This is a genomic window from Nocardia sp. NPDC003482, from assembly GCF_053588115.1.
Window position 1 is genome coordinate 24,204 of record NZ_JBSFPI010000003.1, and the last position, 26,976, is coordinate 51,179.

The 26,976-nt window shown below is 68.7% G+C and carries 21 protein-coding genes; 11 read left to right on the top strand and 10 right to left on the bottom strand.

What is annotated here, in order from left to right; genetic code table 11:
* Positions 1 to 71 precede the first annotated feature (71 nt).
* Complete coding sequence (locus tag ACWDSJ_RS05685) at positions 72 to 1,274, top strand: DUF7373 family lipoprotein (protein WP_450029494.1); 1,203 nt, start codon at positions 72 to 74, stop codon at positions 1,272 to 1,274.
* Positions 1,271 to 2,947 (top strand): type VII secretion-associated protein, encoded by a 1,677-nt coding sequence (locus tag ACWDSJ_RS05690; protein WP_450029496.1) that lies wholly within the window; start codon positions 1,271 to 1,273, stop codon positions 2,945 to 2,947. The genes ACWDSJ_RS05685 and ACWDSJ_RS05690 overlap by 4 nt, the downstream gene beginning before the upstream one ends.
* Here the strand turns inward: ACWDSJ_RS05690 and ACWDSJ_RS05695 are convergent, their stop codons facing one another.
* Positions 2,948 to 4,069, bottom strand: a complete 1,122-nt coding sequence (locus tag ACWDSJ_RS05695; protein WP_450029498.1) for a metallophosphoesterase — start codon at positions 4,067 to 4,069, stop codon at positions 2,948 to 2,950. It lies immediately after the preceding gene.
* Between the two features lie 92 nt (positions 4,070 to 4,161).
* Here ACWDSJ_RS05695 and ACWDSJ_RS05700 point away from each other — a divergent pair, with 92 nt between their 5' ends.
* The 5 genes from ACWDSJ_RS05700 (at position 4,162) to ACWDSJ_RS05720 (ending at position 10,901) form a co-directional block, all read left to right on the top strand.
* Positions 4,162 to 5,043 carry a PIG-L family deacetylase gene (locus ACWDSJ_RS05700; protein WP_450029500.1) on the top strand — a complete coding sequence of 294 codons (882 nt, stop codon included), beginning with the start codon at positions 4,162 to 4,164 and terminating at the stop codon, positions 5,041 to 5,043.
* A gap of 278 nt (positions 5,044 to 5,321) precedes the next feature.
* The gene (locus ACWDSJ_RS05705; RefSeq protein ID WP_450029502.1) at positions 5,322 to 6,815 is read left to right on the top strand and encodes an alpha/beta hydrolase; all 1,494 of its coding nucleotides are present in this window, start codon (positions 5,322 to 5,324) and stop codon (positions 6,813 to 6,815) included.
* Between the two features lie 135 nt (positions 6,816 to 6,950).
* Positions 6,951 to 8,129, top strand: a complete 1,179-nt coding sequence (locus ACWDSJ_RS05710; RefSeq protein WP_450029504.1) for a DUF7373 family lipoprotein — start codon at positions 6,951 to 6,953, stop codon at positions 8,127 to 8,129.
* Between the two features lie 9 nt (positions 8,130 to 8,138).
* The gene (locus tag ACWDSJ_RS05715) at positions 8,139 to 9,347 is read left to right on the top strand and encodes a DUF7373 family lipoprotein (protein ID WP_450029506.1); all 1,209 of its coding nucleotides are present in this window, start codon (positions 8,139 to 8,141) and stop codon (positions 9,345 to 9,347) included.
* An 18-nt stretch (positions 9,348 to 9,365) separates the two neighbouring features.
* Entirely contained in the window at positions 9,366 to 10,901 is a 1,536-nt protein-coding gene (locus tag ACWDSJ_RS05720) for a serine/threonine-protein kinase (RefSeq protein ID WP_450029508.1), read from the top strand.
* A gap of 50 nt (positions 10,902 to 10,951) precedes the next feature.
* Here the strand turns inward: ACWDSJ_RS05720 and ACWDSJ_RS05725 are convergent, their stop codons facing one another.
* From ACWDSJ_RS05725 to eccCa, 3 genes are all read right to left on the bottom strand, one after another.
* Positions 10,952 to 11,254 (bottom strand): WXG100 family type VII secretion target, encoded by a 303-nt coding sequence (locus tag ACWDSJ_RS05725; RefSeq protein ID WP_450029510.1) that lies wholly within the window; start codon positions 11,252 to 11,254, stop codon positions 10,952 to 10,954.
* A gap of 47 nt (positions 11,255 to 11,301) precedes the next feature.
* Positions 11,302 to 11,646, bottom strand: a complete 345-nt coding sequence (locus tag ACWDSJ_RS05730; RefSeq protein WP_450029512.1) for a WXG100 family type VII secretion target — start codon at positions 11,644 to 11,646, stop codon at positions 11,302 to 11,304.
* A 250-nt stretch (positions 11,647 to 11,896) separates the two neighbouring features.
* On the bottom strand, positions 11,897 to 15,928 hold the full coding sequence (eccCa, locus tag ACWDSJ_RS05735; protein WP_450029514.1) for a type VII secretion protein EccCa: 4,032 nt from the start codon (positions 15,926 to 15,928) through the stop codon (positions 11,897 to 11,899).
* Positions 15,929 to 16,087: 159 nt separating this feature from the next.
* On the opposite strand from eccCa, the gene eccD reads away from it, so the two are divergent.
* On the top strand, positions 16,088 to 17,554 hold the full coding sequence (gene eccD / locus ACWDSJ_RS05740) for a type VII secretion integral membrane protein EccD (protein WP_450029516.1): 1,467 nt from the start codon (positions 16,088 to 16,090) through the stop codon (positions 17,552 to 17,554).
* A gap of 13 nt (positions 17,555 to 17,567) precedes the next feature.
* Complete coding sequence (gene mycP, locus ACWDSJ_RS05745; protein ID WP_450029518.1) at positions 17,568 to 18,992, top strand: type VII secretion-associated serine protease mycosin; 1,425 nt, start codon at positions 17,568 to 17,570, stop codon at positions 18,990 to 18,992.
* Between the two features lie 60 nt (positions 18,993 to 19,052).
* Here the strand turns inward: mycP and ACWDSJ_RS05750 are convergent, their stop codons facing one another.
* The 5 genes from ACWDSJ_RS05750 to ACWDSJ_RS05770 form a co-directional block, all read right to left on the bottom strand.
* Positions 19,053 to 19,322 (bottom strand): hypothetical protein, encoded by a 270-nt coding sequence (locus ACWDSJ_RS05750; RefSeq protein WP_387362737.1) that lies wholly within the window; start codon positions 19,320 to 19,322, stop codon positions 19,053 to 19,055.
* Positions 19,323 to 19,375: 53 nt separating this feature from the next.
* Entirely contained in the window at positions 19,376 to 19,534 is a 159-nt protein-coding gene (locus tag ACWDSJ_RS05755) for a hypothetical protein (RefSeq protein WP_450029521.1), read from the bottom strand.
* On the bottom strand, positions 19,531 to 21,264 hold the full coding sequence (locus tag ACWDSJ_RS05760; protein WP_450029523.1) for a hypothetical protein: 1,734 nt from the start codon (positions 21,262 to 21,264) through the stop codon (positions 19,531 to 19,533). The genes ACWDSJ_RS05755 and ACWDSJ_RS05760 overlap by 4 nt, the downstream gene beginning before the upstream one ends.
* Positions 21,261 to 21,572, bottom strand: a complete 312-nt coding sequence (locus tag ACWDSJ_RS05765; RefSeq protein WP_387362742.1) for a hypothetical protein — start codon at positions 21,570 to 21,572, stop codon at positions 21,261 to 21,263. The genes ACWDSJ_RS05760 and ACWDSJ_RS05765 overlap by 4 nt, the downstream gene beginning before the upstream one ends.
* A 201-nt stretch (positions 21,573 to 21,773) precedes the next feature.
* A complete protein-coding gene (locus tag ACWDSJ_RS05770; RefSeq protein ID WP_450029525.1) occupies positions 21,774 to 22,307 on the bottom strand; it encodes a pyridoxamine 5'-phosphate oxidase family protein in 534 nt (177 codons plus the stop codon).
* A gap of 108 nt (positions 22,308 to 22,415) precedes the next feature.
* Between ACWDSJ_RS05770 and ACWDSJ_RS05775 the strand changes: the two genes are divergently transcribed.
* The gene (locus tag ACWDSJ_RS05775) at positions 22,416 to 23,687 is read left to right on the top strand and encodes an MFS transporter (protein WP_450029527.1); all 1,272 of its coding nucleotides are present in this window, start codon (positions 22,416 to 22,418) and stop codon (positions 23,685 to 23,687) included.
* Here the strand turns inward: ACWDSJ_RS05775 and eccB are convergent, their stop codons facing one another.
* Positions 23,688 to 25,193, bottom strand: a complete 1,506-nt coding sequence (gene eccB / locus ACWDSJ_RS05780; protein ID WP_450029529.1) for a type VII secretion protein EccB — start codon at positions 25,191 to 25,193, stop codon at positions 23,688 to 23,690. It abuts the gene before it with no gap.
* A 116-nt stretch (positions 25,194 to 25,309) separates the two neighbouring features.
* Here eccB and eccE point away from each other — a divergent pair, with 116 nt between their 5' ends.
* A complete protein-coding gene (gene eccE, locus ACWDSJ_RS05785; RefSeq protein WP_450029531.1) occupies positions 25,310 to 26,953 on the top strand; it encodes a type VII secretion protein EccE in 1,644 nt (547 codons plus the stop codon).
* Positions 26,954 to 26,976: the final 23 nt, after the last annotated feature.

Below are 26,976 nucleotides of genomic sequence, written 5' to 3' on the forward strand. Positions count from 1 at the left end.
ATCGCCGGTGCTCGAGCGCCCGCGCTCCGGTAATTTGTGAGCGAGGCACCGCGAGGGACGGGGACTGGTCCATGGACCGCTGCAAGCGCACATCATTGTTCGTCGTCTGTCTGGCCGCGGCCGGGTTGCTCGCCGGATGCGGCATGAAGGGCACCCCGGCGGCGGGCGAGATCGACGTCCGGCATCTGGACGTCGGCTCCTATCCGGTCGATCGACATCGGTACGACCAGACCGCCAGCGGGAAGGGCGCATTGCTCGAGGGGATGCGGATGTCGCAGGCGGTGGTGCCGACCGTGCGCATCGATCCCTCGCTGTCGGTCGGCGAACAGGGCCGCGTGGTGCCCGACAGCGCCGACGCCACCGACCACTTCCTGGCCGGGGTGTCCAAACCCGTGCTCGACCGCCGCAACATGATCGTCGGCTACATCGCCGCGGGCGCGGACCGGCCCACGTCCGGCAACGGGCCCACGCCGGGCGCTACCACGGTCACCAATCTGGTCATGCGATTCCCCGATGCCGACGCCGCCCGCGCGGCCGCCCGCGAACTCGAGGATGTCGACTTCGCCGTCGCGCCTGACCTCAATCGCAAACTGCCGCTGCCGAAGTACCGCGACGCGTTCGTCCACTACCGGCCGGGCGTGGCGAACGTCGGAACCTTCATGGCCTACAAGGAATTCGTGATCTCGCTGTTCATCGAGCGCCCGCGCTCCGAGGAACAGGATCTGCTGGCGTGGGTGCAGAAGACGCTGGACGCCCAGGTGCCCGCGCTCGATCAGTTCACCCCGACGCCCAAGGACCGCCTCGACGCGCTGCCGGTGGATCCGGAGGGCATGCTCGCGCGCACCCTCGTGCGGGACCGGTCCGCGCGCACACCCGATCCGGACAAGTTCGCCGTCTACGGTTCGGCGGCCTTCGTGCAGATCGCGGCCGACGAGACCGCCCGGCAGCGGCTGGTCGACGACACCGGCATGGACGCGCTGTCGGTCGGCGACAACAACTCGGTGCTGCGCGTGCGCGACACGGCCGCGGGCCAGCGGCTGATCACCGGGCTCATCTCGGTCGCGGGCTCGGAATACGATCCGACCGACGCCCCCAAGGACGTCCCCGGCGCGAAGTGCGTGCAGCTCAACAGCACCGGCGATCTGCAACACGAGCCGAAGTTCCGCTGCTACGTGCCCTACAAGCGTTACGTCGCGGTGATCACCAGCAACGATCGCGCCGACGCCGATCAGCGGACCGCCGCCTCGTACGCCCTGCTGGCCAACAGTCTGTGAGCACGGTCGACGTCGTCCTGACCGAGACCCGCTTGTGGGCGCGCGGCGAGGCGACGCATTGGGACGGCGTGCCCTCGATCGTCCCGACCAGCGACCGCGCCGGTTTCGTGGTGGGCCCGCCGCTGCGTCCCGCCGACCCGGCCGTGTCCGTGGTCGGCCTGGCCACCGCGGACCGGATCGCGTTCGCCCCGATTCCGCCGACGACCACCGACGCCCTGGCCATGGTGCTCGGCGCGGTCCTCACCGACCTGCGCCTGCCCGGCCCCTGCGAACGCCTGACCCTCGCCATCCCCTCCGAATGGGGTATGCGGCGGCGGCACGCCCTCGAGACCGCCGCACTCCGACTCGCCGCAACCGTGACCCTCGAACCGCTGGCCGTGCGCGTGGCCGCGGCGAGCGGAAGCACCGGCCAGCAGCAGCGCATCGCGGTGCTCGAACCGGCCCCGCTGACCACGACGGTCAGCCTGGTCGGCCGGTCCGGACAACAGATCTGGCTGGAGTCCCGCGAATTCGAGCCCACCGTGGGCGCGGCGGACCTCGGCGAGGACCACGGACCGGATGCGATGGCGGCGGCGGTGGCCCGACTGCTCGCCGGTCGCGCGCCGAATTACGTTGCGGCACTGGGTATTCCGGACATCGAAACCCTGACCGCTTTGCGCGAGGCGGTCGCCCGGCAGTGCGGATTCGCCGTCGACGTCCGCGCGATCACCGGCGGTGATCTGCTCGCGGGCACGGGCTTCGATCGCGCCCGCGACGGTTTGCCCCCGCCCGTCGACCGACCCGGTTCGCTGCGCGAGCGGGCCGCTGCCGCACGGACACGAAGACGCGATTCGACACGCGCGGCGCGTGCGGGACACGACGCACCCCCCGAACGAGTGGGGCCTGACGACCACGGGCCGAGTGCGACGCCGCGGCAAGGCGATTCGCTGCGCGACGGGCCGCAGGGTACCGGACTGTCCTCCGACACCGGGCTGCCGCAACAGGATTCGTGGGCCGCTCGGCCGCCGCGACAGGTGGTCTCGCGCGAACGAGAGTCGGGTACGCGGCCGCAACGCGACTCGCTGCGCGATCGGGCACGGGCCGCGCGGTCGCCGCGGGAGCGTCGCTCGCTGTTGATCGTCGGTGTTCTGGTGGGCGCGGTGGTCGTGGCGGCGGCGGTGACGGCAGTGGCCTTGGGCGGCAAGCACACTCGCGAATCCGCCGCGCCGACGCCCTCACCGTCGACCGCGCCGACGGTTCCTCCCCCGACCGCGCAGCCCGTCCTGCACACGACCGGGCGGGTGCGGGTCGCGGTGCCGCCCGGCTGGCATGTCACCGCCGAATCCGAGTCCCGTACCGAACTGACGGCCGACGGGTCCACCCAGCGCGTCGTGCTCGTGCAGCAGGCGTTGGATCCGGCCTCGACCCTGGCCGATGTGCGCGCGGTGCTGGAAACCCAGATCCAGCGCCGCCCGCCGGGAACCTTCGGGCCGCTGCGCGAGGACGCGAGCGTTCCCGGGGTTCCGGCCCTCGCCTACGACGAATTCCCCAGCGACGGAACGACCGTCCACTGGCGGGTGATCGTCGGCTCGGCCCTCCAGGTCAGCGTCGGCTGCCGCACCGTGCCCGAGGCGTGGGCGGCGTTCGCGCCCACCTGCGATCGCCTGCTGCGCGATCTGCGAATTCTCGGCTGATCAGGCCGCGCGCAGGGTCAGCACCGTGATCTCGCTCGGGGCGAAGACGCGGAAGGGCGGTCCCCAGAAGCCGGTGCCGCGACTGGTGTAGAGCCGGGTGCGCCCGTGCTCGGACAATCCGGCCACGACGGGCTGATCGAGACGGACCAGATAGTGGAACGGCCAGATCTGGCCGCCGTGCGTGTGTCCCGAGATCTGAAGCGCCACACCGGCTTTCACCGCGTCGGTGATCTGCTTGGGCTGATGGGCCAGCAGGACCACCGGCAGGTCCGGCTCCGCGCCGGACAACGCGGCCGCCAGATCGGGACCGTGGCCGGGCACGGTCACCCCGGTCGGATCGTCGATACCCGCCATCACCAGCCGATCGCCGCCGCGCTCGACGACGCGATGCTCGTTGTGCAGCGGCTGCCAGCCCAGACCCGTCATGTACTCGATCCAGCCGGGCGCGTCGCCGTAGTACTCGTGATTGCCGGTGATGTAGAACCGGCCCAGATCCGCCTCCACCTTGCCGAGCGGATCGACCTGCGCGCGCCGCCGTTCCAGCGGACCGTCCGCGAGATCGCCCGCGTGCGCGACGATATCGGGCCGCTGCGCGTTCACCGCCTCGACCACGCGCTCCGACCAGCGCCGCCGATTCAGCGGCCCGTAATGGGTATCGGTGATCACCAGCAGCCGCAGACCGTCCAGTCCCGCACCGAGACCCGCGATCGGCACCGGCACGGTCCGGATCCGCGGCACCCGCCGCGCCTCCACCGCGCCCCAGCCCAGCAGCGCCGCCGCGATCGCCAGCACCGCCACCGCGACCACCCGCGAGCGCACCGGATCCTCGACGCCCGCCACGATCAGCACCGCGCGGGCGAGCGCCCCGAACACCGACCAGCTGAACAACACCCAGATCGTCCCCAGCAGCGTGTCGCCCACCACGGCCGCCGTGTCCGAATGAGTTCGCCCGTGCCCCAGGATCATCGAGCCCGGCAGCGCGAGGAAGGCGAGCAGGAACACCGCCGACCCGATCCACAACGACGAACCGCTGGTCGTGGTGTAGACGAGCAGCCACCACGGCACGGCGAACAACAGGGCGGGAATCGCCACGAACAGCGCTACACGCGGAACATATTTCACCGATCGACGATACCGATAGTCGAATCCGGCGAGCCGATCCGGACACATCGGTACGGTGGTAGGGCTCTCGCGCCGCGCGAAGGAGTCGCCCTGTGACCGGTTCGTCAGTCGTGGCGGGCGCCTTCGCCGCCGCCGAACGAGTGGTCGTCGTGTCCCCGCACTTCGGCGACGCCGCGCTCGCCCTCGGCGCGCTCATCGCCGCGCAGGCCGAATCCGGCCGGGAGGTGGAGGTTCTCACCGTCTTCACCGGCGGCCGCGACGACGCCCGGCACGACGGCCGCCGCGACGCCTTCGCCGATCTGGTCGTCCGGCGCGCCGAGGACGACCGCGCCCTGCGCATCCTGGGGGCCCGCACCCACCGATTGGGTCTGTTCGGCCGCATCTTCCGCGAGCCCCCGCCGCTGCGCCCGTTCGGCCTGTTCCACACCCCACGCGACATCCTCGCCTGTCCCGAGATCGCCGCCGTCCGCCACGGCCTCGAGGAGGCCCTCGCCCGCGGCTCGATCGTGCTGGCCCCCTTGGCAATCGGCAACCACGTGGACCACGTCCTGGTCGCCCTGGCCGCCCTCGCCCTGACCCCCTCCCCCCGACTCCTGTTCTACGAGGACTTCCCCGCCCTCTCCGAACGCTGCCGCCGCCGTCACCCCGTCACCCGCCTACACCCCTTCCGCCTCCGCGACACCCCCGGCTGGGCCAACCCCCGCCTCGCCTACCACCTCGCCACCCGCTCCCTCCTCCCCACCGGCCCCGACCCCCTCACCACCCTCCACCGCCCCGCCCACCCCGAAACCTGGTCCTGCACAACCCTCCCCACCACCCCCCACCACGAATCCACCCAATTCCGAGCCCTGACCGAACACCGCACCGACCTGACCCCCCTCGGCGGCCCCCACCGAGTACAAGCCCTCATCCACCGCTCCCACACCCGCCGCGGCGGCGACCTCATCTGGCACCACCACCCCCCTGCCCACTAACCCAGCCGCACCCCTTATTCGAATCCGCACCCCTTGCAGGGCCCCGAAACGGGTGCGGATCCGAATAAAGGGTGCGGCTGGGTTGCTGTACAACGTCTGGGCCGCTGCGGGTCTGGGGCGGGTGGGATTTGAATAGAGGGTGCGGCTGGGTTGCTGTGCACCGTCCTGCGGGTCTGGGGCTTGCGGATTCGAATAGAGAGGTGCGGCTGGGGTGGCGGGGTAACGTCTGGGCGGGTCCGGCGGGGCGGCCGTCGGAGGGTTGCGGAGGGAGGGTGGTCGTGGTCGGTCGGGTTCGTCTGGTGGTGGCGGGAGTCTTGGCGGTCGCCGCGCTCGTGTGGGGGGCGCCAGGGGCGACGGCCGAGGCCGAGCCGTGGTTCTATCGGCAGCGGGTGGAGTGGACGGCGTGCGGGGACCGGGCGCTCGATGACGCGGGCGCGCAGTGTGCGGGAATCGTTGTGCCGCTGGACTATTCGCGGCCGGACGGGCGCACGCTGACCGTCGGGATCTCCCGGCTGCCCGCGACCGACCCGGACCGGCGGGAGGGCATCCTGCTGTCCAATCCGGGCGGGCCGGGCGGGCCGGGGCTGCGGATGTGGCTGAACCTCGGTGCGAGCCTCTCCCCGGAGGTGCGGTCGCGATACGACCTCATCGGAATGGATCCGCGCGGCATCGGGCGATCCGATCGGGTGAACTGCGCGGTGCCGCTGCCGACCATGTTGTTCTCGGCGGGCTTCGACGTCTTCGGCTACGCCCGCGACACGACACTGGCCGCCGCCCTCGCCGGTTCGTGTCTCGCGCCGGATCCGGAGAAGGTCCGCTACATCACCACCCGCAACACCGCCCGCGACATCGATGTCATCCGCGGCGCGCTCGGCGAGCCGAGACTCAATTACCTGGGCGTCTCCTACGGCACCTATCTCGGCGCGGTCTACACCCAGCTGTTCCCCGAACACAGCGGCCGCATCGTGCTCGACAGCAATGTCGACCCGGATCGGTACTGGCTCGGCATGTTCCAGGACATGGGCCCGGCCAACGAAGCGGGACTGGACGATTGGGCCGCCTGGGCCGCCCGCCACGACGCCGACTACCACTTCGGCACGACCGGCCCGCGGGTCCGCGCGTTCGTCGAGGACGTCATCCGCCGCGCGGCGAGCCACCCCATCGCGTCCGACGGCTACCTCGTCGACGAACACACCGTCCCCATGATGCTGCTCGCGCTGCTGCTGAACCCGCGGCTGAATCCCGATCTGGCCGAGGTCGTCCGCATGGTCGCCGACGGCGTCTCCGGCCTGCCCCTCGACATGGAACGCCTCAAATCCAAGATCAGCGCCGCGGTCCCCCTCGAAACCTCCGGCATGGCCGCCGTCATGTGCGACGACCGCGCCGCCCCGCACGACCCCGCCTGGTACTACGCCAACATCGACCGCGCCCGCCCCACCCAGCCCGTCTTCGGCGCCTTCGCCAACAACATCACCGCCTGCGCCTTCTGGCCCGACCCGCTCGAACCACCCACCGACGTCCACAACGACGTCCCCGTCCTCATGCTCCAGGCCACCCGCGACACCCGCACCGCCTACGCGGAAGGTCTTGCCCTGCACCGCCGCCTGTCCGCCTCCCGCCTGATCACCGTGGCCGACACCAGAATCCACGGCACCTTCCGCGTCGGCCTCAGCCACTGCGTCAACGACCACGTCAACGCCTACCTGTCCACCGGCACCCTCCCCACCGCCGACACCACCTGCCAGCCGGACCCGTCCTACTTCCCCGACTAACCTGACGGCCCCCAACTCGCCCCCTGAACCCGTTCAACGGCTGAAGTAGTATGCCGCGAGACCTAACGAGAGGGGGAGGGCGTGCGGCCTGACAGGGAAAACGGGCGCCTCCGACGGCTGGCAGCGCGGGCGGTGATGTCCGCGGGGATGGTGGCGACGGTCGGGTTGTCGGCGTGCGGATCGGACAGTTCGGGGGCGGGGGTGAGTGATCCGGTGGTGGATCTGGGGCAGTTGGATGTGGGGAAGTACTCGACGCAGCCTCGGGATCTGGGGGTGCCGAACAACGAGGGACTTGCGCGGTTCATGGAGGCCGAGCGGCTGGGGAACGCGATGCCGCTGCCGTACGACATCGACCCCAATCTCAAATTCGGCGTACCCAACACGCACGCCTTTCTGGACACCGACAATTCCCACCTGAGCCCGATGTTCCACTGGCTGCACGAACAGGGATTCGCCGATGCCGCGAAGAACTACATCTCCGGCTTCTCGACGTTCAGCCAATCCGACGCCAACCGCGTCTGGTCCTACCAGTTGGTGAACACCGGGCTGCTGTTCAAGGACGAGAACTCGGCCCGCGACGCCGCGGCGGCGCTGTCGCAGACGGAGTTCTACGGCGACGGCCCGGTGGAGCCCGCGCCGCTCGACAAGCACCCCAATTCCGTTGCGCGCTGGCAACCTTCGTCACAGTCCCTCGCCGCGTGGACCGCCAGTGGACGCGTCGTCCTGGTGACCATCGTCTCGCACGTGGAGAATTCGATGATCGGCGCATCCGATCTGCCCTTCCTCACCGCCCTCGCGCAGAAGGCGATCGATACGACCACCGACCGCCTCCGCGACTATCGTCCGAATCCGCCCGACGCGCTGATGACCGTTCCGGTGGACTGGGACAATATGCGCGGCCGCGCATTGCGGCGACCCGACGGCGATTCCTTCGAGAACGTTCCTGGCGTCTACGACCAGCACGGCGCGCTGAACTTCGTCGACAACGCCGAGACCGCCGGAAACCTGTACCGCGAGTTCGGCGTGGACCGCGTCGCCTTCGACGGCACGATCCTCGTCCGGACCCGGGACGCGGACGCGGCCCGGAAGATGTTCGCGAAAACGGCGACGCCGGAACGGTTGTCGCGCTCGGCGGACGCCCCCAAGAATCTGCCGAACGCGAAATGCTTCCAGTACAAGGGCCCGGAGCCATACGCCCGATTCACCTGCTACGTCCGATACGACCGCTTCACGGCCACCGCCGTGTCCCAGCAGCTCCTGGACGCGCAGCAGCGCATCTCAGCCCAGTACGCCATTCTCGCCAGCAGCAAGTAGGACGCCGATATGCGATTTCTCCGAAGGGCCTCGTTCGCGGCGCTGGCATCGCTCGTCGCCATCACGGCGGCCGGATGCGGCAGTACCTCCGGCACCCCGAGGGCGGCCGAGATCGACGTGCGGAAACTCGATGTCGGCAAATACCCGACGGACCCGAACGACTTCCGCTACAAGTACTTTCCGGGCCTCGACTCCGGAAAGGAGCTCGCGGCCATGCGGCTCGCCGACAAGGTCGTCAACGGCGTCGACATCGACCCCAAGCTGACCAACGGGAACGCCGACGGCATCGTCCAATCGAGCGACTGGTATTCGTCCACCATCCGCGACAGCGTGGACCCCATCCTGGCGCGACACGACATGCTGTACGGCTTCGCCTCCTCCACCGCGGATCATCAGGATTCCAACCACGCGCGTGACGGCGATATCTCCGTCGACGTCCTCGTCCTGCAATTCCCGGACGACACCCACGCGACCGACGCCGCCAAGGAACTCGAGGCGGCCGATTTCGATGTCGCCCGGGACCTGAACCAGCCGGTGGCGTTGCCGAAATATCCCACCGCGACGTCACATTGGCGACCGGGCATCCGGACCATGGGCTCGTGGATCGCGCGCGGCTCGTATGTGGTGCAGATCTTCGTTCGCACTCCACGAACCGAAATATCCGACCTCGTAGCACTGGCCCAGCGCACCTACGACGTACAGTTGCCACTGTTGGATTCGCTGCCGCCGCTGTCAAAGCGCGATGTCCTGCGCATGCCCTACGACCCGGAGGGCATGCTGCGGCGGGCGTTCACCTCCACGGACGTGTACAGCCCGTCGATTCCCCTGACGATGGTCATCAGCGGCCGGGCGTTCCTGCATTTCGGCAACAGCGATATCAACGGCACGAAGAGCGATTTCGACAAGTTCGGGATCGATCTCATCGGCGTGATGCGCCGCGACTCGATCGTGACGCGCACCCGCGACGCCGCCGCCGCGCAGGGCTACGCGGACAAACTCAGGAGCGCCGTGACACTGCGGGTCGACGCCCCTCCCGGCGTCCCGGACGCCTTCTGCTCGGAGGATCCACAATCGAATCAATCGTCGGCCTCCGCCGAGGACCGCTTTCGCTGCATCGTGCACTATGGCCGCTATGTCGCGAAGGTGCAGAGCGCCCAGCTGCTGGATCTGCATCAACGCGCCGCGGCCCAGTACGCCATGCTCGCGAACAGCTGGTGAGGACAGGAGATTGTCAGAATGGCGATGAGCCCCGGCACCGTCATCGGTGGCTATCTCATCCAGAGCGTGCTCGGCGCGGGCGGGATGGGCACGGTCTATCTGGCCAAGCACCCGAGCCTGCCGCGGATGGACGCGCTGAAGGTCCTGAGTCCGCACCTCGGCCAGGACAACGAGTTTCGCGGCCGCTTCGAGCGAGAGGCCAATCTCGCCGCGGGACTGGACCATCCGAACATCGTCTCGGTCTACAACCGGGGCGAGGAGAACGGTCAGCTGTGGATCGCCATGCAGTACGTGCGGGGCACCGACGCGTCCGCGGTCCTCGCCCGCAATCCCGCCTCGATGACACCGCTGCGCGCGCTGCGCATCGTCACCGAGGTCGGTAAGGGCCTGGACTACGCCCATCGCAAGGGGCTGCTGCACCGGGATGTGAAGCCCGCCAACTTCCTGCTCTCCGAGGGCGAGGATGAGGAACGTGTGCTGCTCACCGATTTCGGTGTTGCCAAATCGTCCGAGGACGCGACCGAACTCACCCAGACCGGCAGCTTCGTCGCCACCATCGCCTACGCCGCCCCGGAGCAGCTGTCCGGCGAGCGGCTGGACCATCGCGCCGACGTCTACAGTCTGGCGTGCTCGTTCTACAAGCTGCTGACGGGCCAGAACCCTTATCCCGCAACGCAACCCGCGATGGTCATGATGGGTCACCTGCATCAGCCGCCGCCGCGGGCGACCGCGGTGAATCCGGCGCTGCCACCGGCGATCGATCAGGTGTTCCAGCGGGCCCTGGCCAAGAATCCCGCCGACCGGTACAACTCGTGCCGCGAGTTCACCGACGCGTCTGCCCAGGCCCTTCTACACGGCATCGCGCCGACCTCCGAACCCAGCTGGCCGCGCTACGCCGTCCCCACTACTTCGTCACGGGCCCCATCCGGCCCGGTGGATCCGATTGCGCCGGAGCCTGTTCCGCTCACCGTCGAACCCCCGAAGCGGAGACGACGGACGGCCGCCCTCGCCGCCGCGGCCCTGGTGGTCGCGGTGGCGGTCGGCGGCGGGGTCTGGGCGTGGGGTGGTCAGGGCTCGAACCCGTCCACCAACGCCACCGCGACGACACTGGCCCCGATGGACCAGGCGCGCAAGGACAATCCGGCCTTCGAGGGCACGACCGTCACCGCGGTCGATCTCACCGGCGCTGACTCCTACAACAACCAGGTCAAGGTCTACCTGAATCCGTCCGACCAGATCGGTTTCTTGCAGCACCTCGGGTTCAACTACAACTCCACCTACAGCCGAACCGGAGACGAGCCGACGCCTCGCGAAATCGACAAGTTCTCCTTCTCCGGGACCGTGACCACCGGCTACATGCTGTTGTTCCGCAGCGACGCCAACGCCGGTGGCGGCGGCTTCACCGGATTGCCGTCGGCCATCTCCAACAGCCGGGCCACGATCATCGTCATCGACGACCCCGCCACGGTGAACGCGTTCCGCAACTGGAACGCGGATTCGGAGAAGGTCATGCTGGACAAACTGCTGCCGATACTCCACTCGCGCATCAAGTGAGAAACGTTCGGCCGCACCGGGTTACGGTACGGCCGAACGCGTGGGAGATCTCAGCCGAGCAGCAGCTTGGCGGCGAGGATATCCGTATCCTGCATGCCCGCACCGGAATCGACGGTCTTGGTGCCGAGCTGCGCGAGGGTCATCATGAGTTCGTCGGACTGCTGACGCCAGTTGCTCTGCACCTGGTCGAACGCCGCGGCGGCGTCGCTACCGGTCCAGTGCGACGTCACGAAGTCGCGGAACTTCTTCTCCATGTCCTCCAAGGAGGACATGATGTTCATCGCCTCGGCCTTCAGGCCCGTACCAGCGTCATTGATCGCGCTGAAGTCGTAGGAAATTTCGCCGAAATCCATTTCGAATCCTCCAAGTAAAGTTCAGATTGTCCGGCCTGCGGTATCGACTACGTCATGCGCAGGATGCCGGGCCCGGGGGCGGCATCCGGAACGTTGCTGCCGACGCCGCTCAGCTGGCTCAGGCTCTGCTGCTCGATCTGCGAGTACTGTTCGCCGACCTTCTTCAGATTGTCGGCGTTCTGCAAGAGGGTCTCGTTCATCTTGTTCGCCGCCGTGAGGAAGCGCTCGAAAGTGGCCTGGAACGCGCTTCCGGCACCACCCTGGAACGCTGCCCCGTTGAGGGTGTGAGCATGGACCGAAGATTTGTTGATCATCGTCGCGATCGCGTTGTGCTGCGTGTTCATCTCCTGGACGAACCGCTCCAACTCCGCGGCTTCGGCATGGAATGGCATGTGGTGACTCCTTCGAATCGCTCACCGCGGGATGCGGTGGGCAAGTGGTCGAGTTCTTCTGATCCTTGGACGCATGGGTCGCGTCTCTGGTTCCCTCCGTCGTATTCCGGTCACCCCTGACCGCGAACGAAGGGCTCGCATGACCTCGGGCATGCGGTACGGATGTCGTGTCACGTCCCCCTCTCACATGTCGATAGCCGATCGACTTGGTCTAGAGCGTGCCATCTCCCTCGGAAAACCGCCAGCGTGTTCATGGTGCGGCGGTCCATGCCGTCTGGATGAGGTGGTTGCCCGAGCGTGTCACAAAAGTTCCACGGCCGGGCGGCATTTCGCTGGGTCGGACGGTGCTGAGCAGCATGCCCTCGTCGCGGTTGCCGCTCATGATCAGGCCCGCGGTGCCGACGTCCTTCATCCGGGAGATCAGGGGTTCGTACATCGCGCGCGAGGCGCCGCCCGAGCGGCGGGCGATGATCAGGTGGAAGCCGATGTCCTTGGCCTGGGCCAGATATTCGGTGAGAACCGACAAGGGGTTGCCCTGCGAGGTGACGACCAGATCGTAATCGTCGACGATGACGTAGATCTCGGGGCCGGACCACCAGGACCGATCGCGCAGCTGCTGCTGGGTCACGTCCGGGCCGGGCAGGCGCTGGCGCAGGATCGCGACCAGCTCGCCCATCATCGTCTCGAGCATCTGGGCCGACGGCGCGTATCCGGCGACGTGCCTGCCCTCGACCACGCCGAGCAGGGTGCGCCGGTAGTCGCCGATGATCAGTTTCGCGTTGTCGGCGGTGTTCTGCTCGACGATGCCGCGAATCACGGTGCGCAACAGGTTCGTCTTGCCGCATTCGCTGTCGCCGAACACGAGGAAATGCGGTTGCTCGACCAGGTTGAGGAACACCGGCGCGAGTTCGGCCTCGTTGATGCCGATCGGGATCTGGAGGTTCTTCACCCGCGGATCGAGGCCGTTGGGCCAGCCGCCGAGGAAGTGCAGCAGCTGTTCGCGCGGCAACTGCTCGGGCAGCATGCGCACCGCCGGCGCGCGGCGGCCCGGGGTCGTGCGCGCGATCGCCTCGACCGCTTGGGCCACACCGGAACTCAGCGAGTTCGGATCGGAATTGCCGTCGACCCGCGGCAGCGCCGTGAGCATGTGCAGGGTCTCGGGCGTCATACCCCGACCGGGTCGGCCGATCGGCACCAGCGAGGCGTTCTTGCGGCCCAGATCGGAATCCATCGGATCGCCGAGCCGCAACTCGATGCGGGTGCCGATCTGATCCTTCATCGCGGGCCGCGCGTCGGCCCAGCGGCTCAACGAAAGCACCAGGTGCACACCGTAGGACAGGCCCTGCACGGCCAGCGCCTGGATGGCGGGCTCGAGGGTGTCGAAATCCTGCCGGATGCTGAGGAATCCGTCGATCACCAGGAACACGTCGCCGAACGGATCCTCGTGCACGCCCGCCGCGGCCGGACTGCTCGCCGGATCGCTCGCGCGCAGCCGGCGGAACTCGACCATCGACTCGATCCCCAGCTGCCGGAACCGCATCTCGCGCTGCCGCAGCACCGAGGTGATCTCCTGCACCGTGCGACTCACCTTGTCGCGGTCCAACCGACCGGCCACCGAACCCACGTGCGGCAACCCCTCCAGGCTGCCGAGCGTGCCGCCGCCGAAGTCCAGGCAGTAGAACTGCACCTGCTCGGCGGTGTGGGTCATCGACATCGCCATGATCAGGCTGCGCAGCGCGGTCGACTTACCCGACTGCGGACCGCCGACGACCGCCACATTGCCGCGGCTACCGGACAGGTCCACGACCAGCGGGTCGCGCCGCTGATCGAACGGCCGGTCCACGATGCCGATCGGCGCGGACAGGGTGGCGACGAGATTGTGCTCGCCGGTGAGGACCGACCGCGGAATGAGCTGGTCCAGCGTCGACGGCTCGTCGAGCGGCGGCAGCCAGATCTCGTGCGCGGGACGGCCGTGGCCCCGGATCCGCGAGACCAGCATCTCCAGATTGGAGGTCTTCTCGCCGTCGTCCGCGGCCTCGGTGATCACGATCTGATCCGGCACCGGAATGCGGTCGCTGGGCCGGAACGGCACCTGGTTGGCGGTGAAACTGCGTGCGTTGATATCGATCTCGCCCCCGGCGATGCCCGCCTGGGTGACCTCGCGCTGCGAACCGCCGCCGATGTAGGGGCCGGACACGTAGGCCGCTTGGAAGCGGACGATCTCCCCGGCGTCGGTCTTGAGATATCCGCCGCCGGGATTGTTGGGCAGGTTGTAGGCGTCGGGCACGCCCAGCACCTGACGAGATTCGTTGGCGGAGAACGTCTTCAGGCCGATGCGGTAGGACAGATGCGTTTCCAGCCCCTTGAGCCTGCCCTCCTCCAACCGCTGCGAGGCCAGCAGCAGATGCACGTGCAGCGACCGGCCCAGGCGGCCGATCATCACGAACAGGTCGGCGAAATCGGGGTGCTGGGCGAGCAGTTCGGAGAACTCGTCGAGCACCACGAACAGCGCGGGCAGCGGGTCGAGATCCGCGCCGGCGGCCCGCGCCTCCTCGTATTCGGAGACGTTCTTGAAGTTGCCGAACTTACGCAGCATGTCCTGGCGGCGGTTCATCTCGCCGCGCAGGGCGTCGGCCATACGGTCGACGAGATCGGCCTCCTCCTCGAGGTTGGTGATGACCGCCGCGACGTGCGGCACCCCCTCGAGCCCCAGGAAGGTCGCACCACCCTTGAAGTCGACCAGCACCAGATTCAGCTGATCCGGCGAATGCGTCGCCAACAGCGAGAGCACCAGCGTCCGAAGGAATTCCGACTTACCGGAACCCGTCGCGCCGATGCACAGGCCGTGCGGGCCCATACCGCCCTCGGCGGCCTCCTTGATGTCCAGATACACCGGCAATCCGTCGGTGCCGACGCCGAACGGCACCCGCAGCCGATCGCGGCCGTAGCACGGCTTCCAGGCGTTCTCCGGATTGAACGTGCCGATATCGCCCAGGCTCATCAGCTGCGCCCACGACGAGATGACCTCGGCCTCCTCGGCGACCGCGGTGTCACCCCCGCGTTGCAGCGCCACCCGGAACGGCGCGAGCCGCCGGGCCACCTGTTCGGCCTGCCGCGCGCTGATCCGATCGATCAACGCGAACCGCTCCATGTTCCCGGTGGCGCCGCGGCCGACGCACTCACCGTTCTCGACCACCATCTGAATCCCGCGCGAAACCGCCAGGCGCGGAGCGTAATTGCACAGATCGATGATCGTGACGCCCTCGTACCCGGATTCGCGCAGATGGTCCTCCTCGGCCTCGAGCAGGCCGCCGTCGACCACGATGACGATGTGCACCAGATTCTGGTTCGCGGGCTGGTTCCGCGAATACCGAACGCGGTTGTGCAGCAACGGGTTCAGCCCCGCGGCCAGGGCGCGCACCGAACCGTAGACCATGCGCTGGGCGCCGACGCCGTCCTGCGCCTCCGGATGCTGGTTGTGCGGCAGCCATTTGGTCCACTCCCACTCGCGCGAGGTGTCGGCGCCGCAGACCACCGCGACCAGCACCTGGTCGGGGGCCTGAAACATGCACAGCTGCAACAACATCGCCCGGGTCATGTCCCGGGCCTGGGTCCGGTCGCCGTTGAGCTGGATGGTGGCGAACCCCTTGACCGCGATGGCGGTCGGCAGATCCGGCACCGTGGAATGGGTGCGCACGAAGCGCCGCAACGACACCGCCGCGATCGGCTCGAGCTCCTCGACCGGCCCGGTCTCGGGCGCGACCAGCCGGGTCGCCAAACGCTGCCCGCCCAAACCGATTCGGGCGTGGCAGAAGTCCTTGTCGCCGGGGCGGCGCTCCCACATGCGGCTGGTGCCCGCGAGCATCCAGATCAGGCCGGGCTCGGGATGACTCCACTCGACGGCCGCGCGCTGCTGGGCGGCGGTCTCGTCGACATCCTTGCGCACCTGGTCGAGGTAACGCAGATAGTCCTTGCGATCCTCGTTGGCCTCGGCCGCCTTCTGCCCCTTCCCGCCCTGACCGGCGAACATGCCGACCATCGAGAAGATCATCATCATCGGGAACATCATCGACATCGGATTCGACGCGATACCACCGCCGCGGGTGAACATCAGCGCCATCATCCCGACCATGCCCACCACCATGACGACGGGCATGAGCTTGCCGAACAGGCTGCCGGGTACCGCGCGGGGGATCTCGGGAGGCGGCTGCAGCGTCACCTCACCGCCCGGAGAGCGCGGAACCTCCCGGCGTTGGCGGCGCTGGAACCGGACTGTGCTCATCGACTGAAGTTCCCCCTTCGGCGACTGTACTGCGGCCTCAGTGTAGAGGGCGCCGCCGACATGTCGTACAGTTCGGGCAGCATTCTGCACGGACGGACCGCGCCTCCGCAAACCGGTGCGCTTGCGGAAACACGAGGTAGAGACGAGGTTGGGGGAAGCGTGACGCACGCGCGACTGGATCACATCGAGGAAGATGCGAGCCGCGGCATCGTCCGCGCGCCGGACCTGGCCCGCGTCACCATTCTCGCCAAACACACTCAGGTCGATATGGCCATTCCGGTGGATGTGCCCGTCGCACTTGTCATTCCGAGCGTCGTCGACATGGTCGCCCAGCACAGTCGCACCAACGAATTCGACAACACCGGCGAACAATTCGAACCCGCGGAATGGGTGCTCGCGCGGATCGGTCAACCGCCCTTTTCCAATTCGCTGAGTCTGGGCGAACACGGTGTGCGCGACGGCGAGTTGCTGATGTTGGAAAGCGCCGATCATGTCGCGCCCACACCGCTTTTCGACGACATCATGTACAACGTCGCGATCGCCGACACCGACCATTTCCGATCGTGGTCGCCGACGATCGCGCGCGTCACCGGTTCGGTGATCGCGGTGGCGACGATGCTCGTCGGCTGCACCGGCCTGCTGGCCGCACCCGACGCGCTGCCCGGCTGGATTCCCGGTTCGGTGGCGGCGGTCATCACGATTCTGCTGGTCGTCGCGGGCACCGTGCTCAGCCGCATGTACGGCGACAAGGCGACGGCCCTGGTGCTGGGCGGCTGCGCGCTGCCGACCGCGTTCACCGCGGGCATGTTGATCGTGCCCGACCATTACGGCTGGGCGAATCTGCTGCTCGGCTGGGTGCTGGTGGGCGCGACCGCGGTGCTCGCGTGGCGGGTCAGCGGCGTGGGCCTGGCGTTGTTCATCGGCGTTACCACGTTGTCGGTCTTCGCGATTCCGGCGAGCCTGGTGGGTCTGCTCACCGCGCAGCCGAACAAGGCCATCGGCGCGGTCGCGGCGGCGGTGGCCCTCGGCGCGCTCTCGCTCGCGCCGCGGGTGTCGATGCTGCTGGCCAAGCTGCCGCTGCCCCCGGTGCCCGCCCCCGGCACCCCGATCGATCCGACCGAGGACGATCCCGACGACCATCGCGCACTGCCGTCGATGGAGGCGCTGCGCGCGAAATCCGAACGCGCCCGGATGTATCTGGCCGGTCTGGTCGCCGCCACCACCCTGGTCACGGCGGTCGGCGCCCTGGCCGCCACGGACCCCAAGGCCGCCGACCCCTACTGGCCCGGCATCGCCCTGGCCCTGGTGTGCGCGGCCGTGCTCATGTTCCGCAGCCGCACCTACGCCGGCGCCGAACAGGCCGTCGTCCTGATCGCCGGGGGCGCGGCGATCCTGCTGCTCATGATGATCGGCGCCGCCGTCACCCTCGACCAACCCCTCGCCGTCTTCGGCGCCGCGATGGTCATGCTCGTCGGCGCCCTCGTCCTCGGCATCATCGTCCCCAACCAACAGGCCACACCCCCGATGCGCCGCGCGGTCGAACTTTTGGAGTACGGCTTCGTGGCCGCCGTTGTGCCGCTGGTGTTCTGGGTGGCGGAACTGTACGCGATCGTGCGCGCGCTCTAGATCGGGGTCGAAGATGTTCGGGGGCAGCGGAATTCGAACCGGTCAGCGGGTCGCGGCAGGGGTTCTCGCCGCGACGGTCGTGGGTCTGTCCGCCGGGGTCGGCGCTCCCGTCGCCGCTGCCGGCGGACCTCGGCCCATCGACCCGGGCGCGCTACCGCCGGACGGCCGCCCCGCACCGCCGAAACCGTCCGAGCCCACCGATTCCTGCGTCACCACCTTCACGACGACATCTCCCGGCGTCCCGCCCGCTCAGGCGTACCTCGGCCTCGACGCGGCGTGGCAGTTCACCCGGGGCGAGGGACAGACGGTCGCCGTGATCGATACCGGCGTCGCCCGGCATCCGCGCCTGCCCAATCTCGACGCGGGCGGCGACTACGTCGGAACCGGCGACGGCACCGAGGATTGCGACGGCCACGGGACGGTCGTCGCCGGGCTGATCGCCGGTCAGCCCGCCGCGGGCGACGGATTTTCCGGAATCGCGCCCGCGGCGCGAATCATCACCCTGCGCCAGACGAGCGCCTACTACCGCGAAAAGGGCGCAGCGCCACAGGATCCGGACAATCCGAAGATCGGCAACTACGGCGATACCGAAACACTCGCGATGGCCGTTCGGCACGCCGCCGACGCGGGCGCCACCGTGATCAATATCAGTGAAGTGGCGTGTACCGCGGCGACCACAGACAGCGCGAAACTGGGTGCCGCCGTTCAATACGCGGCGCAAGTGCGCGACGTCGTGATCGTCGCCGCCGCCGGAAACGACGACAATCAGACCTGCAAGGGCAATACCGGGATCGACCCGTTACGGCCGACGGCCGACCCCTGGGACAACATCTCCAAGGCCGTGACGCCCGCGTGGTACGACCGCTTCGGCTATGTGCTCGCCGTCGGATCGGTCGATCTCAACGGCCAGCCGTCCTCGTTCACCATTCCCGGGCCGTGGGTCGGCGTCGCCGCGCCCGGCGAGGAGATCGTGGGGCTGGACGCCAATTCCGCCGGCCTCACCAATCAGGAACGCGGACGCAACGGCTCGCCGAACCCGTTGCGCGGCACCAGCTTCGCCGCACCCTACGTCGCGGGATTGGCCGCACTCGTCCGCGCCCGCTTCCCGTATCTGTCGGCGCCGGAAGTGATCAAACGCATCGAGGCGACCGCCCACCGCCCGCCTGACGGCTGGAATCCCTGGATCGGCTTCGGCATCATCGATCCCGTTGCCGCCCTCACCGATCAGGTCGACACCAGCAGGGTCATAGAGAAGAAGCCGAGCAGCATCACCGGCCGCTCCGTACAACTCCCCGTCCCCCCGAACCCACCCCCACCGGACAACACCTCCCGCAACGTCGCCCTGATCGGCACCGCGGTCATCGCCGTGCTCGGCGTGCTCGGCTACCTGGCCTCGTTCCCGATCCGCCGCAGGCTGGGCGTGCGCGACGATCTCTGAGCCGGAAACGACCGTGGCCCGTCTCGCGACGGGCCACAAGCGTTTTCGGCGTTCGCGCGGCTAGGCGTTGCTCCGCACGAACAGCCCCCAGGACTTCGTCTCCACCCACTCGTACGGCTCGCAGTAGTAGGTCAGGCCCGGGGCGGTGGAATCGGCGTGATCGCGGCGGTATTCCGCGTTCTTCTGGGCCGCGGCCTGGTCGCAGGCCTGCGGGGTGCCGTATTTGGCGATGGGGGCCGCGGATGCGACGCCCGCGTTGGCGGCGCAGATCCCCCCGATGACGGCGGCCGACGCGGCGAACGTGGCCAGGGCCGAGATCCTCTTGCTCATGCACACTCCTTGTTCGGTGGCGGGCCCGGATCGGCTCGAAAAGCCTTGGCCCGTCACTTGTTTGGACGCGCGGGCGGATCGTTCGGTTCCGTCGAATTGTCGGCGGCTGCGCGCCGGGCCTCGTCGTCGATCTCCTCGAGGCGCAGCCGGACCGAGCGGATCGCGGTGGCGTGGTCGGCGGCGATCTTCTCCATGCGTTCGGCCCAGTTCATCGCTGAATCGTCTCGTAGTGGAATTCGTCGGGGTCCATGGCGAGAGCGCTCGTGGTGTAGTTGACCTTGGAGCGGTGTTCGGTCTCGTCGTCGGCGGAGACCGACGCGAGGGACGGGCCGATGACCGGACCGTTCGAGGGTGCCGGGGCGGGGGTCGTACCCGGATGCGCTGGCGTCTCCACCGGCGGCGCGGAATGGGTCGAGATCACCGGCTGGGCCGGATTCGGCTGCGCCGGTGCGGAATTCGTCGGCGGGTTCTGCTGCCCGGACTTGTCGGTCGGCGGGTTCTCGACGGGTTTCGCGGTGGCATCGGTCCCGGTCTCGCGGCCGGTATCGATGTTCTGTCCGGGCGTGGCGGGTTCAGTGGTGTCGGCGGGATTCGCGTGGTGCTCGACGATCTTGTCGATGCGCTCCGCGGCGTCGACGCCCTCCTTCACCAGACCGGTGATGCCGTCGCTCCCGACGACATCCTTGAACGCCTCGCCGAAACTCTTGGCGGCATTGCCGAAACTCTCCGCGGTGGATCCGACCGCCTTGAGGGGATCGCCCAGGTGGGTGAGGATGTCGGGCACATTGCCCGTGATCTGACTCGCCGCGGTGATGGCATTGGTGATGTCGCCGGGCCGCCACACCCCCTGCTGACCCATGTCGCCGGTGACCGTGGTGGTCAGCGTGCTCGCCGTACCCGTCGGGGTGCTCGGCGTCGCGGGCTCCGTCGGGGTGCCGGGCGTGGCCGGGGTGTTCGGCGCGGGAGTCTGCCCCTCTCCGGCGCTCGACGTCTTCGAACCCTGGTCCTGCGCACCGGAACCCGTCTTGTCCCCGGTCGCCGCATCCGCCGGAGCCGCCGTGGTCGCGGCCACGGGTGTCGCCGCCACCGGGTCGCCGCTGAGCCGCTGCCCGCTGTACAACGCGTCCGCCGCGTTCGTTCCGAGATCCGTTGTGGCGGAGGGTGTTCCGTCCGGCGAACGGTACACCTCCGACCCGACGCTCTCCAACGCCCCCGCCAGCTGCTCGTACAACCCGCCCACCGCGGTGTGCGTGGCGTCGTTGAGCCCCACATAGGCGCTCACCGTGTTGTCGACGGCGGGCACGAAGACCGCGTTCATCCATTGCCCGCAGAACGCTTGCGGGTCACCGGAAACGAACTCCGGCAGCACCTGCCGCACCAGTTCGGCCCGCGCGTCGTCGTCGGTGGCGGTGCCGAAATTCCCGCGCGCGTAGGCCGCGATGCTCGCGACCTGCTCGCCCGACTTGCCCGCGACCGTCTTGGTGGTGAGGTCGGTGCGCACGGCGTCGGCCTTGGTGCGCACGATCTCCTCCAGCGTGTCGGCCGCGGTCGAGACGGCCTGGGCCACCACACCGAGGGTCTCGTGATCCTGCCCGATCTGATTCCCGACCCGCCGCACGTATTGCGCCGCGTTGTCCGCGGCGGCCGAATCGGTCCAGCGGGCGGGCAATTCCGCGAAACGGGACTGCTGCGTTCCGACGTGATCGCCGACGGATTCGGTGAGAATTCCGCTGAGCACACCCGCGAACGCGCGCAGCGGTTCGACGTCCATTCCGCGCTGCTGGTCGTACCGGGCGAGGAGGGCGTTCTCGTCGAGTCCGGCGGGATCGCGGCCCGTCCAGTCGCGATAGCGCGGCACGTAGTCGGTGAAGAACCGCAGCCCCGCGCGCCCGGTCTCCAGGATCTTGTCGACGCCGGTCGCGGCGCCCTGCTCGCCGGTCACACCCGCACCTCGCCGCTCGGGCCCAGTTCGGCGGCCGAGTCCCGATCGGTCGCGGTGTGGGCGCTCACGACCGTGCCGAGCACGCCGCCGGTGTCGTTGACGCAGTTGGCCCACGCGAACAGGCGTTGCGACACCCCCGCCAGGGCCTGCGCCACCCGGGCGCCCTGAGCCGTGTAGTCCCGGCCCGCGTGGGTCGGGTCGAATCCCTGTGCGGCCGTGGCCACCCGGCGCGCGGCGTCGTTGACCGCCTGTGCCGACCTCGTCAGATCACCGGCGATGCCCTGCATCGCCGGGACGTCCATCCGCATGGGCCCTCCCCCGTTCGCGCGCCGAACCATGGATTTCGAAATCGAAAATTCCACAGGGAGGTTTCCTTGTCAAGGCATGAGATTCGTTCGGCGCGAATACAATTCACGCCGGATGATCCGCATCACAGCGGGGAACCGAATGCGAATGCGGCGCGTCCAAAGCGATAAGCGTCGAATTCGAGCATTTCCGCCGACCGGGCTCTAATCGAATCGCCAGCGCGTCGCACCGCCCGGTTCGACCGTCTGCAATGCCGTCGCGCCGCGCACGATGATGCGGAAGACGTGCCACGGCGGCGGTCCGGCCGAGGGCGCGCTGAACTCGGCGGTCAGCGCCTGTCCCGACGCGTCGACGCGGCACGGCCAGCCCTCCCCCGCCCACCGCCGCGCCAGCTCCGCGACCCGGTCCGGATCGGTGACGCGCTCGGCCACACCATCCACCACCAGGTCGTATTCGTGCATGGACAGGCTGACCGCACAGCGCGGATCGCGAAGCACATTGCGCGCCTTGCGGGTTCGCTCGCCGGTCTCGAAGTAGAACGCGCCGTCGACCCACAGCATCCCGAGCGCGGCCAGATGCGGGCTGCCGTCCGGATTGATCGTGCTCAGCCAGCAGGTGTGCCGATCGGGGCCGCCCGCGCCCGGCGCCTGCGGGAAGCCGCGCTCCAGCCGGGCGGTGACGTCGGACCAGGTCAGCGGCGGCAGCTCGTACAGATCGGCGAGGTTCTTCGTCTCCATATTCCAATGGACGCGTAAAGGATCGGAAATTCATCGCTCGACACGCCGCGCGCGGACGGAAATCGGCGCAGAATTTCTACCGTCGTGGCCGCGAGCGGAGGTGGACCGATGTCAACTGCACCAACCCGGCGACTCGACGCCGATCAGCGCAATGCCTTCATCGCCGCGCAACTCGGCTGGACCATGGACGCCTTCGACTTCTTCCTCGTGGTGTTCGTCTACGCCGACATCGCGAAGAGCTTCCACATGGCCAAGGCCGACGTCGCCTTCATCACCACCGCCACCCTGATCATGCGTCCGGTCGGGGCGCTGCTGTTCGGGCTGTGGGCCGACCGTATCGGGCGGCGCATCCCGCTCATGGTCGACGTGGCGTTCTACGCGGTCGTCGGATTCGCCTGCGCCTTTGCCCCGAACTTCACGGTGCTGCTCCTGCTGCGGCTGCTCTACGGGATCGGTATGGGCGGCGAATGGGGGCTCGGTGCGGCGCTGGCGATGGAGAAGATCCCCGTCGAGCGGCGTGGCTTCTTCTCCGGCCTGCTACAGGAGGGCTATTCCTTCGGCTACCTGCTGGCCTCGCTCGCCTCGCTGCTGGTGATGAACTGGCTGGGCCTGTCGTGGCGGTGGCTGTTCGCGCTGTCGATCATTCCCGCGCTGATCATCCTGATCATCCGCACCCGGGTCGGCGAATCGGAGGTGTGGGAGAAGTCCCGGGAGCGAATGCGGGTGACGCGCACAAGCTTTCGCGACATCCTCACCAGCCCGCTGGTCGTGCGGCGGTTCGTCTACCTGGTGCTGCTCATGACCGCCTTCAACTGGATGAGCCACGGCACCCAGGACGTCTACCCGACCTTCCTGTCCGCCACCGAGCACGGCGGCGCGGGACTGTCCACGGCGACGGCGAAGTGGATCGCGGTCGTCTACAACATCGGCGCGATCATCGGCGGCCTCGTCTTCGGCACCCTGTCCCAGCGCTACGGCCGCCGCTACACCATCGTGTTCTGCGCGCTGCTCGGCCTGCCGATCGTGCCGCTGTTCGCCTATTCGCGGGCCGCGGCCCTGCTGTGCCTGGGCTCGTTCCTCATGCAGGTGATGGTGCAGGGCGCGTGGGGCGTCATCCCGGCGCATCTGACCGAGATGTCACCCGACGCCATCCGCGGCTTCTATCCCGGCGTCACCTATCAGCTGGGCAATCTGCTCGCCTCGCTGAATCTGCCGATCCAGGAACGGCTCGCGACCGGCCACGGCTATCCGTTCGCGCTGGCCGCCACCATCGTGCCGGTGCTGCTCGTCGTCGCGACGCTCACGCTGATCGGCAAGGAGGCCAAGGGAATTCGATTCGGCACCGGCGAAAGCTCGTTGCCGCGTGGCGATTCCGGCTGATCAATTCTGCGGGGTCTGCGAATCCTTGGGCTTCACCAGCTGTTTGGCCGGATTCGCGTCCGGGGCGACACCGTCGTGGGCGACCATCGCCTCCTCCCGCCCCAGCGCGGGACCGGGCGCGAGCAGACCGACGATCGGGTACGGCGCGGGTTCGGGTTTGGCGTGGTCGGAATCCATGCCGAGCGCCTTGGCCGCCTCGCCGTCCTTGATGCCGTAGCGCACGCCGGTGTCGGAGACGAAGAACATGGCGTCCTTGCGCTGGCTGTCCGGTTCGATGCCGGTGGTCTGCACGAACGCCCCCGAACCGGGCGTCTTGTAGAAGGCGCTCACACCCTGACCGGCGTCGGCCTGGGCGAGCCGAACCGGTTGCGCCCCATCGGGAATCGGCAGCGAACGCCCGGTGACCACGGACAGTTCGGCGCGCTTGCTGCCGTCGGACTTGTCGGCGGCGCCGGACAACGGCCGCCACGACAGGCAGTCCACCGGTTGATCCTTGGCGGCGACGATGGTCGGCGCGGTGTCCGGATAGTGCTCCACCCGAAGGGTGTTGATGTGCGGCGGGCCGCCCTGGGAGGTCTCGTACTGGCCGACCTCCTGATTCGGGCTCGACGACGGATTCGAGTACCGGATGATGTCGGCGGTCAGCGGCGAGATCTGCTGGATGCCGTCGCGCAGCAGCACGAAGTACTCGTCCTTGGTCGCCACGTGCACGACGTCACCGATGCGGTGGTCGCCGAGGGCGTAGCGGGCCGGGAGGCCGCCCGGATCGTCGATGGTCGGCGGTTTGATCTCGAGGACCTCCGGGACCGCGTTGAGCAGGCCCTCGCTGATCGGGCGCGGGGTGATGCCGCGGATCTTCAGGGCGTCGAGGACCGCGGCGTCCTTGAGGTTCACCCGGGCCCGCTTGTTGTCGTAGATGAGGTACGCGGCGTCGCGGCCCTGCACGAGCAGCCCGGCGCCGCGGCCCATCCCCGACGCCTTGTCGCCGAGCGAAAGATCGCCCGCCACAACGGTTGTGGTGACCGAATTACTGCCGTCGTTCTTCAACTCGTCGCAGATGGTCCAGGCACGGCCCCTACCGCTGGTGTCGAAGTTCATCGAGGCGGGCGCGCCGGGAATGCCGATCAGCGCGCCGAGCGGCTTCTTGGACAGCTCGGATTCCTTGATGGACACCGGTTTCGCCGGCTCCCCGGTCGCCAGGCGCGCCGAGGCCAGGTTCAGCGCCGGATGCACCACGCCGTCGACGACCGCGTACACCGCGCCGGACTCCTTGCCGACCAGGATCTTGTTGTCGCCGATGGCGCCCTGCGGGCGCAGCAGCGCCAGCACCCCGCAGCCCGCGAGCACCAGCACACCCAGCACGATCCCCGCGGTGTAGGCGCGCGATTGGGAGCGCATCGGGTCGTGCAGCATGCGCACGTCCCGCCGGACCAGGGCATGCTCCATCCGACGGACCAGGAAGCGGTAGCCGCTGATCTGCCATCGGGTGGTGGGTTTTGAAGGCATGTGTCCTCCCCCGAACAGTGCTCGCGTTCGCCTGACACAGTACAGTTCACCAGGACCGAAGTTCAGCTCGGCCGCCGAATCACAGGCCGACACGGGGTACTTGGGGGACGACGACGATGGCCGCATCAGGAGGGCCCGGCAACCGGCCGCTGTTCGGGCGGATCTCGCTGCCCAATCTACTGGCGGCGCAGCTGCTGGGGCTCGTCGTCGCGTTGATCGTGCTGGCCGTGGGCCTGCCGTGGTGGTACGCGCTGGCCGCCGCGCTCGTGGCGGGGCTGCTGCTGGTGATCCCGCTGGGCAAGCGGACCGTCGCCGACTGGCTCGCCACCTGCTGGCGGTTCTCCTCGCGCGGGGGCTACGAGATCGGCGACACCGTGGATTTCCGTGGGCCGGACGGTCGTTCGCTCGGTCTGTACTGGGAGGGCAGCCGCGTCGTCGCCGTGGTCGAGGTGCTGCCGCCGCGCGGCGGGCTGACCCGGATCGATCGCAGCACCGTGCACGCCTCGCATCTGCTGCCGCTGCCCGAACTCGCGCAGTGCCTGACCCAGCACGACATCCTGCTCAGCGGCATCGACATCATCAGCCACGGGCACCGCAGCCGGTCCGGGACGCCCGCCGGGCCGATCTACGAATCGCTGCTGGGCCCGTTGCCCGCGACCGCGCATCGCACGGTGTGGCTGGCGATCGCGTTCGACATGCTGGCCTGTCCGGAAGCGGCGGATCGGCGCGGCGGCGGCACCGAGGGCGCGTCGCGCGCGGTCACCATCGCCACCCAGCGCATCGTGCGGGCGTTGGAGGACGCCGACTGCGCCTCGCGCATTCTGACCGCGCCCGAATTGCGCACGGCCGTCTATCAGATCACCGCGGGCAACGCTCCGCGCACGATCAAGCACAAGTGGCGCTACGCGGAACTCGGCAACAGCGTGAACATCGGCGCCGCGATCGATCCCGCGCAGTTGGACTCCGAACTGCTGGCCCAGCTGTGGGTCGCGCCGTCGCGCGGCACGACCGTGGGCGTGCGGCTGCGGCCCGGCCGGACCCCGGGTACGGTGCGCGTGGGCGCGGCCTGGCGGCTGACCGCGCGCGAGTTGCCCGAGAAGACCAAGCGCAAGCACATGGTCTCGATGAACGGCCGGCACCGCGAGGGCCTGCTCGCCCACTTCCCGCTGGCCTCCCCGTCGGTGGAGAACGTGATGCCGTTGGCGGAGTACCCGATCGAGATCATCGACGCGCTGCGCCTGCCGTCCTCCGGCTGCGGTCAGCTGATCGGCTCCGACGACGAGGGCAACGGCGTCGCGATCCGCCTTGTCGGCCAAGGCATTTCGACCGTCTACGTGGCGGGCGAACTCTATCTGGCCCAGCAACTGGTCTTCCGCGCCCTCGCCGTGGGCGAGCGCATCCTCATCCGCACCGACCGCCCCCAGGCCTGGGACCAACTCGTCACCACCATCGGCAACCCCCAACGCCTCGCCATCGCCGTCGAAACCCACCAGAGCGACGCCGATTTCACCGCCGCCGTGGTCGACGGCGTCCTCGCTCCCCCACCCCACGCGGGCGTGACCACCATCTACGTCTCCGGCGACCCCATGGGCTGGCCCGCCCAACGCCCCGACCTCGCCATCCACCAACCCGGCGCGATCGGCAACCACGTAGTCCTCCGCACCGGCACCGCCCAGGTAGACCTCAACCTGGTCTCCATCCCCCGAGAAACCACCTACATAGGCCACCCCCGAGGCCGCCGAGCCCTGGCCCCCCAATAACCCACCACCACCTCCAAAGGACC

Coding starts and splice junctions, on each gene's coding strand:
- eccCa (WP_450029514.1), bottom strand. CDS start 15,928: ATGAGCACAGTCCGGTTCCAGCGCCGCCAACGCCGGGAGGTTCCGCGC.
- ACWDSJ_RS05685 (WP_450029494.1), top strand. CDS start 72: ATGGACCGCTGCAAGCGCACATCATTGTTCGTCGTCTGTCTGGCCGCG.
- mycP (WP_450029518.1), top strand. CDS start 17,568: ATGTTCGGGGGCAGCGGAATTCGAACCGGTCAGCGGGTCGCGGCAGGG.
- ACWDSJ_RS05730 (WP_450029512.1), bottom strand. CDS start 11,646: ATGCCATTCCATGCCGAAGCCGCGGAGTTGGAGCGGTTCGTCCAGGAG.
- ACWDSJ_RS05715 (WP_450029506.1), top strand. CDS start 8,139: ATGCGATTTCTCCGAAGGGCCTCGTTCGCGGCGCTGGCATCGCTCGTC.
- ACWDSJ_RS05765 (WP_387362742.1), bottom strand. CDS start 21,572: ATGCGGATGGACGTCCCGGCGATGCAGGGCATCGCCGGTGATCTGACG.
- eccB (WP_450029529.1), bottom strand. CDS start 25,193: ATGCCTTCAAAACCCACCACCCGATGGCAGATCAGCGGCTACCGCTTC.
- eccE (WP_450029531.1), top strand. CDS start 25,310: ATGGCCGCATCAGGAGGGCCCGGCAACCGGCCGCTGTTCGGGCGGATC.
- ACWDSJ_RS05710 (WP_450029504.1), top strand. CDS start 6,951: ATGTCCGCGGGGATGGTGGCGACGGTCGGGTTGTCGGCGTGCGGATCG.
- ACWDSJ_RS05725 (WP_450029510.1), bottom strand. CDS start 11,254: ATGGATTTCGGCGAAATTTCCTACGACTTCAGCGCGATCAATGACGCT.
- ACWDSJ_RS05755 (WP_450029521.1), bottom strand. CDS start 19,534: ATGAACTGGGCCGAACGCATGGAGAAGATCGCCGCCGACCACGCCACC.
- ACWDSJ_RS05775 (WP_450029527.1), top strand. CDS start 22,416: ATGTCAACTGCACCAACCCGGCGACTCGACGCCGATCAGCGCAATGCC.
- ACWDSJ_RS05750 (WP_387362737.1), bottom strand. CDS start 19,322: ATGAGCAAGAGGATCTCGGCCCTGGCCACGTTCGCCGCGTCGGCCGCC.
- ACWDSJ_RS05720 (WP_450029508.1), top strand. CDS start 9,366: ATGGCGATGAGCCCCGGCACCGTCATCGGTGGCTATCTCATCCAGAGC.
- ACWDSJ_RS05770 (WP_450029525.1), bottom strand. CDS start 22,307: ATGGAGACGAAGAACCTCGCCGATCTGTACGAGCTGCCGCCGCTGACC.